Below are 14,432 nucleotides of genomic sequence, written 5' to 3'. Positions count from 1 at the left end.
GGTTCACCGGAAAAGCCATGAAAGAAATCTTGTTATCAATAGCGCTGTGCGCTGCTAGTTTACTCTCGCAGGGGCAGGTACCGAAAGAAAACTCATTGCTTTGGGAGATCACCGCTCCCAACAATCCGAAACCATCCTACCTTTTCGGGACAATACATTTGATCTGTCCGGTAGACTTTTCGTTGAGCGATTCGCTCAAAGTGGCTGTGACGCGCACGCAGCAGATTGCTTTGGAGGTGGATATGGACGATCCGGGAATGATGGCGGAGATGATGAAGACCATGAATATGCGGGACGGTAACGAACTGAAAAAACTGGTTTCGGAGCAGGATTATGCCAAAATCAGTCAATTTTACAAAGACTCGGTGGGGATCGGCATTGCCATGTTTGAAAAAGCCAAGCCATTTGTTCTAATGGGTCCATTGTTCAGTTCCATTCTCGCATGCCAGCCCCAATCCTACGAAATGGCGTTGGTGGAACTGGCTGGAAAGCAAAAATCAGAGGTGATTGGTATCGAAACCCTGGGTGAGCAAATGGCGATTTTTGATACGATCCCTTATAAAGATCAGATCAAAATGGTGCTTGCATTGATCGACAGCTTACCACAGGCGCGAAAAGAATTCAAAAATTTGATAGCGCTATACAAATCTCAGAATATCAACGAATTATATAGTATGACACTGAAAAGTGACTTTGGGCTCGATGGTAATGAAGAGGTTATGTTATTTGCAAGAAACCAGAAATGGATCTCCCGCATTCAAAAAACAATGTCCGAAAAACCCACATTCTTCGCTGTGGGAGCAGCGCATTTGGGTGGGGAAAGGGGCGTGATAGCACTTTTGCGGAAGGAGGGGTATAAGGTTAGGGCTATAAAATAGCCTAGGTTTATGAATTGTGAGTTTTTAAGAGGGTGTTTGCACAGATGAAAATCCCGCAATATGTAGTGTTGATATTCAGTCCGTCAGGTTATTTCAAATTTGGCAGATCGGATAAAAAACTCAAATCCGTCAATGACAAATCATTTAGATGAAGTTCGGTTGGGAGAGGCAGGTTGGCCAGTTTTCTCAACTCTGCAGCTTCCAGACTGTTTCCTATTTGACGCCGAAAGTTGTTGTAACTCCATAACGGACACAGCACGAGCCGACCCCTTATTCTGAATTGGACGATGAGCTAGATGTCATAAGCAATTAGTACATGCTTATGAACAAATGAACAATCCTATACCTTATCCGGATCCGGTTGACGCAATTAAATACCTGAGGGAAGAAAATGGCTGGAAAAATAAAGATTTGGAGCAATTCATAGGCCCCAAGTCAAGGGTATTTGAAATACTTAATCATAAGCGATACGTTAACTTACAGCAAATTCATAACCTGCATAAGCACTGAGGATTACCCCTGGAAATTTTTATAAATGAGAAAATGCCGCAAGCAGCATAGCAATGCCGCGATGAAAATACTAGTTCAGCTGCCGAAGAACAGTGTCGCACAAACTCAGTCACGGTGTTAAAAGTGACGCATTGATTGGTGAGATAACGAAATGATACACTTTTTGGGTCTTTTTAGCCCGCCCCAAAGCAAAACTCTGTCAGATTACCCAGGATATAGTTTACCCTCCTCTGTTCAACATGTTCCAAATGGGCGCTGATCCATTCTTCGGAATAATCATTTTCAAGGATTTTCTTAAATTCTTGTTGCAAATAAAGTTTGACATCCTCTTTCGCTAAACGCATCTCCCCCACAGCGACGTCCGGTGATTCAAAATGTAAACCAAATCTTCAAAGTCGGTACTTGTCCTTCCATCGCTGCTACCTCGATTCTTGAATGCCTCCAACTTACTTGCGACCAGATACTCCGGTCTGAAAATATTAACATGGTAACCGTCTCCTAAATCATATTTTACCGCAGATTTAAAACCTTCAGGATACCAGATATTGCTGAATCCAAGAACCGCTTTGTCGGTAGGCATAACGTCGACAATAATTCCCTGGACTTTATATCTGCAGATTACACCGGATTCAATGTCATTAGTAAATCCTTTGGACCGTAATTTTTCGTTAAATCCGCATAAGCTTTGTACCCAGTTACTTCAATTAATATATCTACGTCGTCTGTGGGCCTTATTTCCTCTGCAACACGCTGAACATATAAGGCTACTGTTGCCCCACCGACAAAAATCGCCAAATCTTGCAGCTCTTCCAACGCGTCATACACAGCCTTGATTCGCAGAATATTTTCTCTTTGGCTCATTTTTTAAGGATTAATATCTTCATCTGTTCCAAGGCCATTTTCTTTTCTCGCGCTCGCCCAACCCGCAAAATATCGATACCGGATAGTAATTTGTAAAGTACCTCATCATCTAACACTGCTTTTGTTACTCCCTTGTGAAGCGGTTCGATGGAAAGACCCCGGATAGCTCCCTGCTCGTCTTTCCAAACGTAATCTACTGACCCCAGAAAATGTGCTTTGTAAAAGGGGTTTGAGTATGCTGTAGGAACACCGGTAACGATTTGCCCCGGCACTACGGGAAAAACGTAGGGCAGCCCGAATTCTATAAATTCCATTAGGTTGTTAGTCCGGACCTTTTTTTTGCTTTCATCTATTAACCCTGCAATATGGCTCCTGCTTAAAGATTCCGAAACTTCGGATACGCTTATATAGAGCTGTGACGACAAATCTCTGTATTGCCATGGTTTATTTTCCAAACAAACGATTTTCAGCAATATCACCACGTCCAAGGGACGCATTCCGTTGTGAGCTTTCATGAGGTAAAGATACACATTCGTTCGTTGTTTGCAAATCGCGAACAACGAACGAACACTACCGATTAAAATTCACTTTTCCGATTTTAGTCTCATCGCGGGGAATCGATTAATAAGTGCGTCCCTTTCCCTAGTCTGACGCTTGTTTATCAAAGCTATTAGCTTTGATCTTATGACAGAATTGTAGTAATTTTTTCATAAAAAAGGGGCAACTCTTTTAAGTCCATCTTTATTTTTGCTTCTGGGTGTTATCAACCAATGGTCTGCCACATGCGGGTTTGATTCAAAAACTCCTGTGATGAAGAACGCAGAAACCTGAGTAAAAACTGGTCCGCTTGAATTCTTCAAAATACCATCCATTTCTGTTGAGAAGATTTACAGTGCGCAGTGGCGCCTGGCGTGAGAGAAGAATGCATTTTTGTCTTTTTGCTCTGCTCTCACTTTTAAAAATCCGGACTTTAGCTAATTTATTGATTCGTTTTGTAGATTTCAGGGTTACTGATTTGCAATACTTCGTTAAATTCGAAGTATTTCTCGTATACAAGACTACCCTCTATGTTGAACATTGATAAGCTATTTAAATATAATTATGGTGTCATTCCTGGACGAAGGATGACAAGTGAAGAACTCGCTAATCTTATTAAAAAATTTTGTCGCTTGATCTAAGCAAGTGCCAACCATCTTATTTAAAGTACATTATTGGAAGCTAACTACAGACTTCACCCTGAGAGAGTCAATAATTAAAGCTGGCACTAAAATTTATCGAGGTATAATTTATTCGAGCCAGCCGTATAACGTTTCCTATCTATCTTATCCACCAGCCGATAAAGCAAAAATGAACCGTGCAAGCCGCGATGGCGAATCCATGTTTTATGGATCGATAAACCCGTTGGGGCCAATCTGGGAACTGAATCCCTCAGTAGGTGACAAAATGGTAATTTCTAGATGGCATGTGGTAAACGATCTTCATTTAAACAACGTAGGTTTTACTCCCACTGTGTTCGAACGTCTGAGCTCTACTCGGAAACCACAAATTTTCATTGGCGATGAACGGGATGAAAACCACCCTGACAATATTCAGGTGTACAATTTTTTGGCAGATAAATTTTCTCAACCTATTGGAAACAACATAGATACCTACAGATTAACTATTGCAATCGCTGAGAATTTGATTAATGGATTAGATGGACTCGTTTACCCAACAATTGCATTGACTGCTAACTTTGACAATGTGGCTCTATTTCCAAAAGTGGTCGACGACCAATTGAAATTAGAAGCTGTGAGTTACGATGAAATCGTCTTGGTAGATTCTCATGACATCAATTATCGACTTAAAGGAATCGACTATTCCAATACGTTTAGTTCTGATGGTACAATTTGTTGGAAAGGGAGAGCTGGATTAGTTTTGCACGCGACGAAAGAATGGCGTGACAAATACTATTTCACAGTCGAGCACTAAAAACAGTAACTTCATCATCAAGGCTTTACAAACCGGTTGATGCAACGGGAAAATTTCATTAATACGATTGACGATGACTTACTCGCAACTGTTTTTTCGGAAAAGGATCAATGAACTTACATATGACGACATCAAGGATTTTTTTAGGGTCGCTCAGGAAGAATCTGACAAACTTGAATTCAAAAGTTTCGGATCGGATCTGAATTCCAGACAACCAGAAAATCCCGGGCAAAGAGTAGGTAGAATTGTTAGAACAGTTTGTGCGATGTTAAATTCAATGGGAGGCTTAATTGTTTGGGGAGCCCCAATTGGCAAGAACAGCAGTTCTCAAAAAGGAAAAGGTCTTCAAAGGTTCATTGGCACCGGCTACCGAACGGATAGAGAAGGATAGCTTCGTTAGCAGCATAAGTGATCGCATAAAGCCTACACCTGCTCAAATACGCTTTCAATCCTTGGAAAAAACGGGATGTTTGTCTACATTCTGGAAGTAGATCAAAGTCCCTATTCACCTCATCAGGTTGACGATAGGTATTTCATGAGACTGGACGGGCAAACTCGTCCAGCTCCGCACCAATACATTGAAGCATTATTCCGGAAAATAACTTACCCAAACTTAGAGGGATACGTTAGACTTCAGAAAATCAGTAGTAAGGAAGAAAGACATTATATCATCAATGAAATCGAAATAAGCCTGTTCATTTTTAACCTGTCAGAGATTCAGAATGAACATGACGTTTATTTGCGACTTGAAACGTCCATAGGCACCTTCCAAAACTCGTTAGACTATATAGTAGAGGACAAGTATGCAAAATCTGTCGAATTCAAACCACAATCAACATTGTATTTCAAGTCTCCTATTCGAAAGGTACGACATTGTATTTCTGGCAAAATTCGTTGATTAATGCAAACTATAAGCTTGAATTACAGTTGTATTTTGGTGGAAAAAAGAGTCCTTTAAAACTTTCAAAATATATATTTGATTTTGGGCCAGATCAAAAGGAATTTTTTCTGCCAATTGAGAAGATGGAAAATCAATTAGTGTCTGATTTAGAGAAGGACGCTTCATATTCGCCAATAGATCAAATGGATCAGCTACTTCGTGACTGCTTTGATCCGGACTGGCCGTAATTGCTTTGACTGATTACACAGCTCGAAGCGTTATGATGTGGGCACGGCTTCCACCCAAATTGTTACCGGTCTTCTCCCGGCTATCCCGTACAACAAAGTTTCCACCTCATCCTAATAGTGAATTGTACCTCGCTGATCCTCAATTTGCTTCTCTTCTCAAAATTGAACCCAAACCAACTATAGCAACTAAAGCAAAAAGCACCTAGCAAATTAATGCTAAGTGCTTGACTTTCAGGGCTCCCGAAGTTGGGCTCGAACCAACGACCCTCTGATTAACAGTCAGATGCTCTAACCGGCTGAGCTATTCAGGAATTTCAAATCCGATTGTTTATCTGAATTCTGGTGCAAATCTACGAATACAACTTATACAGCGCAAGCATAAATTCTAAAAATTTCTTAGCTCTGTACTTGTCGGAGGATTAACTCCTTGACTTTCTTGGCATCACCCTTTGTAAAATTATTGATAATTATTTCCGGACGCATCCTTGGTATCACTCTGACCGTCGAAAAAAATATGCCGCTTTCGATTTCGACCCCGGATATGTCAGTGTAAAAAACGAAGTTGTCTGTACTTTTGAAAAGCTTCCTTACTTTAAAAGTCACGCCTTTGTCCCCAAAACTTACTTCATCAGGAAAAAATGGGTTCATTAACCCGCTGGCGCTATATCTTTCGTTCATGTTATTTAGGTTATTTGATAAAAATGGAGACTACAAAGGTACATACACGACCTTCTTGGTTTCAAAGAATTCTTCATTAAAAAAACTTGAAAGCTCGTAAACACGAGCCTTTTCCTTTAATTCTGACAGCTCTTCCTTGAGATCGCCTCCTTTAAGATATAAAATACCGTTCCTAAGGTCATGAAAAGAATTTCGATTCATATTCTTTTTGACCCACCCTACAAATGGCGCCATTCTGGTCACAGCCCTGCTTACAACAAATTCATAAGAATCGTCGAGCTTCTCTGCTCTTGTTTGCTCAGCCCTGACATTGTCCAGGCCCAATGCTTTTGCAATCTCCTGCACAACACGGATCTTCTTTCCAATGCTGTCTACCAGATGAAACTGCGCGTCCGGGAACATAATCGCAAGCGGTATACCCGGAAATCCTCCTCCGGTACCCACATCCAAAACGCTGGTTCCTGATTTGAATGGCTGAACTTTGGCAATTCCAAGTGAGTGCAGCACGTGCCTTTCATATAATGTATCAATGTCCTGACGGGAAATCACGTTCACACGCGCATTCCAGAATTGATATAGCTCTTCCATCTGCCCGAATTGATCACGCTGGGTTGCGGTCAGGTCCGGGAAATATTTATCAATCAATTCCATGATTTTCGGGGTTTTCTCTTCGTCGCGGTTATAAAACCGAAAACGAGGTAATAAATAAAAAGTGCAAAATCCATCAGCAAAAAGCTGAACCATTCTACCGTTTTGTCAAGCTTCAAATTGATAATCACTAGCAGAAACCACTGAATGATCCACCTTACACCAAAAGCAATACCAAGCGACTGAAGGAGTAACATGTCCTTGGCAATAAGTCCGAATACTAAAAGGGCCATGCCCAGTGTCCATATGGCCACATGAGCCCCTGACAGCAGTCCGAGAAAAACCTTGTTGCGAACCTTGTAGTATCGGCTTACGGACAAGTGTCGCTGTTTTTGTCTGTACCAGTCGGCCCAGGTTGTTTTGGGTTTTGAATAAACGAATGAATCTTCTTCTATAGATATGGTTGTATTATAACTCGTAGAAACCTCATTCAAGAAAATATCATCATCCCCACCGAAGATATGCCGGTGTGTATAAAATCCTTTATTGGCGAAAAACACGGATCTCTTGTAAAGAATGTTTCGCCCTACCCCCATATATGTAAGCCCCGCCAATGCAAATGAAAGGTACTGAACGGCGGTATAGAAAGTCTCGCAACGTATAAACCAATTCAGCAAACCACTTTCCCGCATGTACGGAGAAAACCCCAGAACGATATCTTTCTCTTCGCTAACCCGGGAGGTCATGGCCGTAATCCAATGGTTAGACGAGGGCCTGCAGTCTGCATCAGTCATCAATGCGATCGGATATTTTGCCTGCTTCATTCCCACAGTTAATGCGTATTTCTTAGGCGTGACATGATCAAACTGGTCATTGATACGTATGTACCTGATGTGCCTCCATTGATTGATATTTTCACGAATAAACTCCTCACTTCCGTCGTCAGAACGGTCGTCGAGCAATATTACTTCAAAATCAGGGTACTCCTGTGCATCCAGCAGAGGGATCAATTCATGCAGATTATCCTTTTCGTTCCATGCACAGACAAGCACCGTCACACCAGGCATCGAATTGCCATAATTAGCGCCTTTCCCGTAAAATGCCAGTCTGGTAAAAAAGAAGAGATAATAGAATAACTGAACAGACACAAACGCGACTAGCGCATAGAGTAAATAATCGGCCACAATAGAAGAGAGATGTAAAATTTTTCCATATTCCATGCAAATATACTGTCATTGTCAGCAATGTTCGAGACCTTAACCCTATTTTTGCACATCAGCAATTTAAAACCTTTTAATGAAGTTTACATTACAAGTTGAGGACCCCCATTCAAAAGCCAGGGCCGGTTATTTAGAGACCGATCACGGGGTAATTCAAACACCTATCTTTATGCCTGTTGGTACGGCAGGAACGGTAAAAGCGGTTCATCAGCGCGAACTGAAAGAGGATGTAAAAGCGCAGATCATATTAGGAAACACCTATCATCTTTACCTGCGTCCTGGCCTTGACATTATGCAAAAAGCAGGAGGCCTGCATGCATTCAATGGGTGGGACAGGCCTATACTGACAGATAGTGGCGGTTATCAGGTGTACTCATTAGCAGGCACGGGGAGGAAAATCAACGAAGAAGGTGTGGTATTTAAGTCACACATTGACGGAGGGGTACACACATTCACCCCAGAAAACGTCATGGACATCCAACGTACGATCGGGGCTGACATCATCATGGCTTTCGATGAATGTACGCCCTATCCCTGCGATTTCACTTACGCCAGGAAATCAATGGAAATGACTCACCGCTGGTTAGTGCGTTGCTGCGAAAGATTTGATAGCACGACGCCACTTTACGGACACAGCCAGACACTTTTCCCCATTGTTCAAGGAAGTGTGTATAAAGATCTTAGGAAGCAGTCGGCAGAATTTATCGCCTCTTGCGACCGGGAAGGAAACGCAATCGGTGGTTTGTCGGTCGGCGAGCCTGCGGAGATCATGTACGAACTAACTGAGGTAGTGTGCGACATATTGCCCAAGAACAAGCCGAGGTACCTGATGGGCGTAGGTACCCCAGCTAACATTCTGGAATGCATAGCGCTGGGCGTTGATATGTTCGATTGCGTAATGCCTACACGTAATGCACGCAATGGCATGATTTTTACTACTGAAGGCATAATCAATATCCGCAATGAAAAGTGGAAAGACGATATGTCACCGATTGATGCAGGACTGGGAGGATACGTTAGTACATTTTATAGTAAAGCGTATTTGAGGCATTTGGTAAAATCCGGTGAGATGCTTGGAGCGCAGATTGCCAGCGTCCATAATCTAACTTTTTATTTGTGGTTGGTCAGTAGCGCCAGAGAGAAGATAATTGATGGTACATTTCTCTCCTGGAAGCGAGAAATGGAAAAAAAATTAATTCAACGGCTTTGAAAGTTCAAAAAAGGAAGTTTCTTTCGGGTGAAATTTGAATTAAATAGTAGGAAAGTTTTTCATTTATATCGACATCGGTTGATTAAATGATATTGTTAACCTATTTTTGTGCGCACTAGGTTGTTGGTTAATGTACGTTTAGCCATGAATTAAATATATAATTTTACTCATAATTGACTATAGATCAATCCTAGTTAATCTTAATAACGCTAACTTGAATAGTATGAAAAAAGTATCCCAGTTGATTTGTTCGTTTGCCTTGGGGGCAATGATGGCGCTGCCTTCATTGGCACAACCGCTGGAGCAACCGAATTCTCCGGATTACAATCCCAAAGCAACCTACGATGGCCCTTACAAATTGAACACTTGGTCAATTTCAGCACACATTGGTCCCTCTATGTTCTTTGGAGATTTGAGAGAGTATGATTTTTGGCCAGTTACGAAAACTTCTTCTGACAGCCACAAAGAATCCGGGACTATTCAAGGAGGTTTGACTTTAAACAAACAACTTTCATATTTGTTCGGAGCGCGTCTTGATGCATCCCTGGGTAATTTGAGAGGTATGAAACGTCGTAACTATAACCGTTATTTTGAAGGTAACTACTTCGATGTTTCTGTTGCAGGAACCGTCAACCTGAAAGGACTTTTGATGGGACCTAACAAAATGAAGCGTTGGAAAGTTGATGCGTATGTTGGTATAGGACAGGTGTTTTACAACTCAACTGCGTATGATCTGACGGGTGGTGTTCCACTTCGTGAAACAGGCAGCATGAGTGACTGGATCATTCCGACAGGGCTGAATGTAAATTATGAAGTGACTAAGAGAATTGATATTGGTCTTGATTTCCGTTTGAACCATACCAACTCTGACTTCCTTGATGCTACTTATGGTGGTGACTACGACAGAACGCCTAACGCTATGGAAATCAAAGACCAGTACAAAACCTCCCATAAAGGAAATTCTGAATTGGATAGCTACGGATATGGCTCAATTCAGGTGACTTACAAATTGGGTAAGAAACCACTTAAAGTTGCGAAAGTTGACGGCAAATGGGATTACAAACCTGACGAAGGCGGATACTATCACCTGCGTTATACAGATCCTAAAGTGTTGATCAAGCCACCGAAAATCCTTACGCTCGAAGAAATGGATTCCGTTGCGAAAGCAAACCGTCCAAAAGATATCGATCCAAGATTGTTACTTGATACAGATGGTGACGGTGTTTCTGACTTCTTCGATAAAGAGCCTAATTCACCCGCAGGAAGCATTGTTGACGGTGGTGGTCGCGTTCTTGACTTCGACTCTTACGTTAAAAATGCACTTAAAAATGGTGCAGCTTGTGCAGAGATCTTTGCTAACGTAATGTTCGATACTGATAAAAACACGATCAAGCCAGAAGCACAAGAAATGCTTAAAAATGTTGCGAAGTTGATGAACTTGAACGGATGCCGCTTGCAATTGGCAGGTCACACGGATCGTCGTGCAACCGACCGTTACAACATCGCACTCTCACGCCGCCGGGTTGATGCAGTGAAAAACTTCCTGATCAACGAAGCTGGTCTGACAGATCCTAGCAAAGTAATCGTAGACTACTTTGGATCGTTTAAACCAATCGCTGATAGCGCGAAACGTGAAGGTCTTCAGAGAAACCGTCGCGTAGAACTTAAACTTCTTCCATAACGAAAGGTTTGAATAAATCAAAAGAGAAAGGCTCCCAATGGGGGCCTTTCTCTTTTATACATAACTTTGCAAATCCCTGACCGGGGCCATCACCATATACACAGAAACATAGAATTAATGAAACAATACGATTATCTCATAGTAGGAGCAGGTTTGTGGGGATCAGTTTTTGCGCATGAAGCAACTAAAAGAGGAAAAAAATGCCTCGTAATTGATCGCAGGGCACACACTGGCGGCAATGTATATTGTGAAAATGTAGAAGGTATCAACGTCCATAAATATGGAGCGCATATCTTTCACACTAACGACAGAGAAGTTTGGGACTACGTCAATTCATTTGTCGAGTTTAACCGGTATACCAACTCCCCAGTGGCCAATTACAATGGAGAGCTGTACAATCTCCCCTTCAACATGAACACCTTTTACCAGTTGTGGAAGGTGAAGACGCCCGAGGAAGCCAAAGCAAAAATTCGTGAGCAGGTCGAGGAAGCAGGGATAACCGATCCCCAGAACCTGGAAGAGCAAGCTATTTCGCTGGTTGGTACCGATATCTATGAAAAGCTCATTAAGGCTTACACCGAGAAACAATGGGGGAGGAAAGCAACGGAATTGCCTGCATTCATTATCAAGCGCCTACCCGTTCGGTTTACATTCGACAACAATTATTTCAATGATAAATATCAGGGAATTCCGATCGGCGGTTATAATAAGCTTACCGAGGGACTACTGAAAGATGTTGAAATCAGGCTGGATGTGGACTTTTTTAAAAATCGCGAAGAACTGACTGCTTTGGGCGAGACTGTCGTTTACACGGGTCCAATTGATGAGTATTTCGATTTTCAATTTGGCCAGTTAGAGTACCGCAGCCTTCGTTTCGATAACCAGCTGCTGGATCAGGAAAACTATCAGGGAAATGCTGTGGTGAATTATACCGACGGTGAAACTCCGTACACCCGCATCATCGAACATAAGCATTTCGAGTTCGGTACCCAGCCTAAAACGGTGATTACACACGAATATCCACAAGAATGGGTGAAAGGCGCGGAACCTTACTATCCTGTTAATGATGATAGGAACACGGCCGTTTTCAACCAGTACAAGGCATTGGCTTCACAGGAAGAAGATGTCATTTTTGGAGGAAGATTAGCCGAATACCGATATTATGATATGCACCAGGTGGTGGCTTCTGCTCTTAAAAAAGTCAAAGTGCACTTCTCCTGACCATTTACAGTTCAATTTTAAAATCCTTGTTCTTACTTTAAAAGAACAAGGATTTTTTATTTAAATATTTTTTCAAAAATTTTCCGATATCCGCGTTACCTAATTTACTAACGTCCGTCTAAACCATATTACTCTTTATAATATGGTATGAAGGAACAATATCTGAGTGCAATTACGAGTACAGGCAGCAGCACCGACACGGGTGTGCTAAACGTTCGTTTGTTAAGGGAGATAGCCCGTAACTGGTATTGGTTTCTATCCTCGCTGCTGGTCTGTTTTGCCGCCGCATTCGTTTTCCTTCGCTACACTACTCCGGAATATAAAATTTCTGCGTCACTGCTGATCCGTGACGATTCGCGTGGTACTGATTTCGGCGACGCCGCATTGCTTGAAAGCATTGGGCTTTCCAATGGGCAAAGCAGTGTCGATAATGAAGTTCAGGTCCTCAAAAGTCGCACACTGATAGAAAAAGTCGTGAATGACTTACAGCTATTTGTACAGTATTATGCAGTCGGTCAGGTCAAAACGACAGAACTCTACGACAAATCACCACTCCGGTTAAGGCTTCTAAATCCAGAGTATAACCGGGAAAGATCATTTACCTATCACCTCCATCAAACGACCAACAACGGCTACCACCTGATTGTGAATGCTCAGCGCATTTCAGGTTATTTTGGAGACACTATTTTGCTTCCGCACGGTCGGGCTATCCTGACAAAGACTGCCTATCGTCCAGCTCTCGACGACAATTACCACATTGTAATCACCGCGCACGAAGAGTCAGTAAAGAAATACAGCTCCGCTTTAACAATTTCTGCTCCCAATAAATTAGCCAGTGTAGTACATCTGACATTGAATGAAATACTCCCTGTAAAAGGTGAATTGGTGGTCAGGCAACTCATTAAAGACTATTTGGCTGCCAGTATTGCTGACAAAAATCGTATTTCCGACAGCACACTGGTTTTCATTGATGTCACACTAAAAGCCGTTTCCAAAGAACTGATAGACATTGAGAAACACATTGAAAGTTACCGACAGACTCACCGGCTCACAGACATGGACGAAAATGTTCGCCTGTTATTGCAGGATGCTGGCCACTACAACAGAGACGGGCAAAATCAAGCAGTGAGGCTAAAAATTGTCGCCTCGCTTTTGAAATATATAAATGAAAATCCCGATCACCTCGTCCCTTCATCACTGTATTTAAATGATCCTCAATTCACATCGCTGGCTGAGAAATATAATGAAATTCAACTACTGAAAGAAAAAGCGCTGGTAGCAGCAACAGAAAGCCACCCGATCATCAAGACACTAGATGTACAGCTGACGAGCCTGAGAGCTGATCTCAATGTCATGATAGCCTCCCAAAAAAGAGAGCTCGAAGTTAACATTGCTTCATTAAATCAATACAACGCGGCTTACTCAGCACAACTGGACCAGATCCCATCGAGACAAAGAGTACTACTGGAGTATTCACGGCAGCAGCAGATCAAGCAAGAGCTATACCTCTTTCTTCTTAAAAAGCGCGTGGAAACGTCCATTTCAAAATCTGCAACGATAGCGAACGCAAGGGTAATAGATTCGCCAAAGGCCGACCCAGCTCCCATTAAACCTAACCGGCAACTGGTACTCCTGATTTCAGGATTTCTGGGCTTGGGTTTTCCGCTGGTCACGTTACATCTCAAAGACATTTTGAATACGCGCATTACTGGTAAAGCTGAGATATTACAGCATTGCGATATCCCTGTGCTAGCTGAAATTGGCCATCAGAATAAAAGAAGTAAGCTGCAAGACAACATCATTACAGAGCAATTTCGGGTACTCCGAACTAATATCCAGTTTTTAGCCCCTACTGAAACGTGCCGTAAGATCCTGCTCACGTCCGCAGTAGGCGGGGAAGGAAAGTCATTTACCGCAGCACACCTGGCTCATTCATTTGCAATGACAGGTAAAAAAGTAATACTGCTGGAACTCGACCTGCGAAAGCCGCGGCTGGCCGATAGTATGAAATTGCTGGCAAAAGGGTTTACCGATTTTATGATCGCCGGTGGTTCATTAACACATTACATTCAGGCTGTGGGGACGCATTACCCCTTCGCTGTTCTGACCTGCGGCCCCTCGCCTCCTAACCCGGCCGAAATGCTTTCGCTTCCCAAAGTCACAGAAATGATGGCCTGGCTTACTGCAAACTATGATGTCATTATTATGGACACTCCACCCATTGGTCTGGTGACCGATGCCCGGTTACTGGCCCAACATGCAGATCTGTCGCTGTTCATAATCAGACAGAGATTTACTCATAAACATCAATTGAAATACATTCAGGAATTGTCGGGCCGGCAGCAATTGCCTGGATTAAGTCTGGTTATCAACGATATAGAAGCTCTGCCGGGGTATGGCTACGGTTACTATGAAAGAAAGCAACCGCTACGGCAACTATTTGGCAACGTGAAAAAATTCCGATTTCTGACTTAAAACGAACGTAA

At 42.4% G+C, this 14,432-nt stretch carries 13 protein-coding genes and 1 tRNA gene; 8 read left to right on the top strand and 6 right to left on the bottom strand.

Going from position 1 to position 14,432, the window contains the following annotated elements:
• Nucleotides 1-17 precede the first annotated feature (17 nt).
• Nucleotides 18-878 (top strand): TraB/GumN family protein, encoded by an 861-nt coding sequence (locus ABIO93_RS19375; RefSeq protein WP_348070644.1) that lies wholly within the window; start codon nucleotides 18-20, stop codon nucleotides 876-878.
• A 1,128-nt stretch (nucleotides 879-2,006) separates the two neighbouring features.
• Here the strand turns inward: ABIO93_RS19375 and ABIO93_RS19370 are convergent.
• Together ABIO93_RS19370 and ABIO93_RS19365 are read right to left on the bottom strand one after the other, a co-directional pair.
• Nucleotides 2,007-2,249: a hypothetical protein gene (locus ABIO93_RS19370; protein ID WP_348070642.1), complete on the bottom strand. Its 243-nt coding sequence runs from the start codon at nucleotides 2,247-2,249 to the stop codon at nucleotides 2,007-2,009.
• Complete coding sequence (locus ABIO93_RS19365) at nucleotides 2,246-2,764, bottom strand: hypothetical protein (protein WP_348070640.1); 519 nt, start codon at nucleotides 2,762-2,764, stop codon at nucleotides 2,246-2,248. Before ABIO93_RS19365 ends, ABIO93_RS19370 begins: the two co-directional genes overlap by 4 nt.
• Before the next feature lie 667 nt (nucleotides 2,765-3,431).
• Between ABIO93_RS19365 and ABIO93_RS19360 the strand changes: the two genes are divergently transcribed.
• The 3 genes from ABIO93_RS19360 (at nucleotide 3,432) to ABIO93_RS19350 (ending at nucleotide 5,348) form a co-directional block, all read left to right on the top strand.
• Nucleotides 3,432-4,220, top strand: coding sequence for a hypothetical protein (locus tag ABIO93_RS19360; RefSeq protein ID WP_348070638.1), 789 nt, complete (start codon nucleotides 3,432-3,434; stop codon nucleotides 4,218-4,220).
• Between the two features lie 73 nt (nucleotides 4,221-4,293).
• Nucleotides 4,294-4,611, top strand: a complete 318-nt coding sequence (locus ABIO93_RS19355) for an ATP-binding protein (RefSeq protein ID WP_348070636.1) — start codon at nucleotides 4,294-4,296, stop codon at nucleotides 4,609-4,611.
• A 482-nt stretch (nucleotides 4,612-5,093) separates the two neighbouring features.
• A complete protein-coding gene (locus ABIO93_RS19350; RefSeq protein WP_348070634.1) occupies nucleotides 5,094-5,348 on the top strand; it encodes a hypothetical protein in 255 nt (84 codons plus the stop codon).
• Between the two features lie 237 nt (nucleotides 5,349-5,585).
• Here ABIO93_RS19350 and ABIO93_RS19345 read toward each other — a convergent pair.
• The 4 genes from ABIO93_RS19345 to ABIO93_RS19330 form a co-directional block, all read right to left on the bottom strand.
• Nucleotides 5,586-5,659 (bottom strand) — tRNA-Asn (locus ABIO93_RS19345).
• Nucleotides 5,660-5,744: 85 nt separating this feature from the next.
• Nucleotides 5,745-6,026, bottom strand: coding sequence for a hypothetical protein (locus tag ABIO93_RS19340; protein WP_348070632.1), 282 nt, complete (start codon nucleotides 6,024-6,026; stop codon nucleotides 5,745-5,747).
• Between the two features lie 30 nt (nucleotides 6,027-6,056).
• A complete protein-coding gene (gene rsmG / locus ABIO93_RS19335; RefSeq protein WP_348070630.1) occupies nucleotides 6,057-6,677 on the bottom strand; it encodes a 16S rRNA (guanine(527)-N(7))-methyltransferase RsmG in 621 nt (206 codons plus the stop codon).
• Nucleotides 6,668-7,834: a glycosyltransferase gene (locus tag ABIO93_RS19330; RefSeq protein WP_348070628.1), complete on the bottom strand. Its 1,167-nt coding sequence runs from the start codon at nucleotides 7,832-7,834 to the stop codon at nucleotides 6,668-6,670. Before ABIO93_RS19330 ends, rsmG begins: the two co-directional genes overlap by 10 nt.
• A 76-nt stretch (nucleotides 7,835-7,910) precedes the next feature.
• Between ABIO93_RS19330 and tgt the strand changes: the two genes are divergently transcribed.
• The 4 genes from tgt to ABIO93_RS19310 all read left to right on the top strand — a co-directional run bounded on the left by tgt (nucleotide 7,911) and on the right by ABIO93_RS19310 (nucleotide 14,421).
• Nucleotides 7,911-9,044 carry a tRNA guanosine(34) transglycosylase Tgt gene (tgt, locus tag ABIO93_RS19325; RefSeq protein ID WP_348070626.1) on the top strand — a complete coding sequence of 378 codons (1,134 nt, stop codon included), beginning with the start codon at nucleotides 7,911-7,913 and terminating at the stop codon, nucleotides 9,042-9,044.
• Between the two features lie 223 nt (nucleotides 9,045-9,267).
• On the top strand, nucleotides 9,268-10,725 hold the full coding sequence (locus tag ABIO93_RS19320; RefSeq protein WP_348070624.1) for an OmpA family protein: 1,458 nt from the start codon (nucleotides 9,268-9,270) through the stop codon (nucleotides 10,723-10,725).
• A 117-nt stretch (nucleotides 10,726-10,842) separates the two neighbouring features.
• Nucleotides 10,843-11,946 (top strand): UDP-galactopyranose mutase, encoded by a 1,104-nt coding sequence (gene glf, locus ABIO93_RS19315; RefSeq protein WP_348070622.1) that lies wholly within the window; start codon nucleotides 10,843-10,845, stop codon nucleotides 11,944-11,946.
• Nucleotides 11,947-12,093: 147 nt separating this feature from the next.
• Nucleotides 12,094-14,421: a polysaccharide biosynthesis tyrosine autokinase gene (locus tag ABIO93_RS19310; RefSeq protein ID WP_348070620.1), complete on the top strand. Its 2,328-nt coding sequence runs from the start codon at nucleotides 12,094-12,096 to the stop codon at nucleotides 14,419-14,421.
• Nucleotides 14,422-14,432 lie beyond the last annotated feature (11 nt).

The organism is Dyadobacter sp. (assembly GCF_039919315.1).
Lineage (GTDB): Bacteria > Bacteroidota > Bacteroidia > Cytophagales > Spirosomataceae > Dyadobacter.
The sequence above is the reverse complement of the archived record's forward strand: the minus strand, read 5'-3'. Positions and strand labels throughout refer to the sequence as shown.

Excerpts from the sequence above, each read along its gene's own strand:
- ABIO93_RS19375 (WP_348070644.1), top strand. The coding sequence starts at position 18 with ATGAAAGAAATCTTGTTATCAATAGCGCTGTGCGCTGCTAGTTTACTC.
- ABIO93_RS19370 (WP_348070642.1), bottom strand. The coding sequence starts at position 2,249 with ATGAGCCAAAGAGAAAATATTCTGCGAATCAAGGCTGTGTATGACGCG.
- ABIO93_RS19365 (WP_348070640.1), bottom strand. The coding sequence starts at position 2,764 with ATGAAAGCTCACAACGGAATGCGTCCCTTGGACGTGGTGATATTGCTG.
- ABIO93_RS19355 (WP_348070636.1), top strand. The coding sequence starts at position 4,294 with ATGACTTACTCGCAACTGTTTTTTCGGAAAAGGATCAATGAACTTACA.
- ABIO93_RS19340 (WP_348070632.1), bottom strand. The coding sequence starts at position 6,026 with ATGAACGAAAGATATAGCGCCAGCGGGTTAATGAACCCATTTTTTCCT.
- rsmG (WP_348070630.1), bottom strand. The coding sequence starts at position 6,677 with ATGGAATTGATTGATAAATATTTCCCGGACCTGACCGCAACCCAGCGT.
- ABIO93_RS19330 (WP_348070628.1), bottom strand. The coding sequence starts at position 7,834 with ATGGAATATGGAAAAATTTTACATCTCTCTTCTATTGTGGCCGATTAT.
- tgt (WP_348070626.1), top strand. The coding sequence starts at position 7,911 with ATGAAGTTTACATTACAAGTTGAGGACCCCCATTCAAAAGCCAGGGCC.
- ABIO93_RS19320 (WP_348070624.1), top strand. The coding sequence starts at position 9,268 with ATGAAAAAAGTATCCCAGTTGATTTGTTCGTTTGCCTTGGGGGCAATG.
- glf (WP_348070622.1), top strand. The coding sequence starts at position 10,843 with ATGAAACAATACGATTATCTCATAGTAGGAGCAGGTTTGTGGGGATCA.
- ABIO93_RS19310 (WP_348070620.1), top strand. The coding sequence starts at position 12,094 with ATGAAGGAACAATATCTGAGTGCAATTACGAGTACAGGCAGCAGCACC.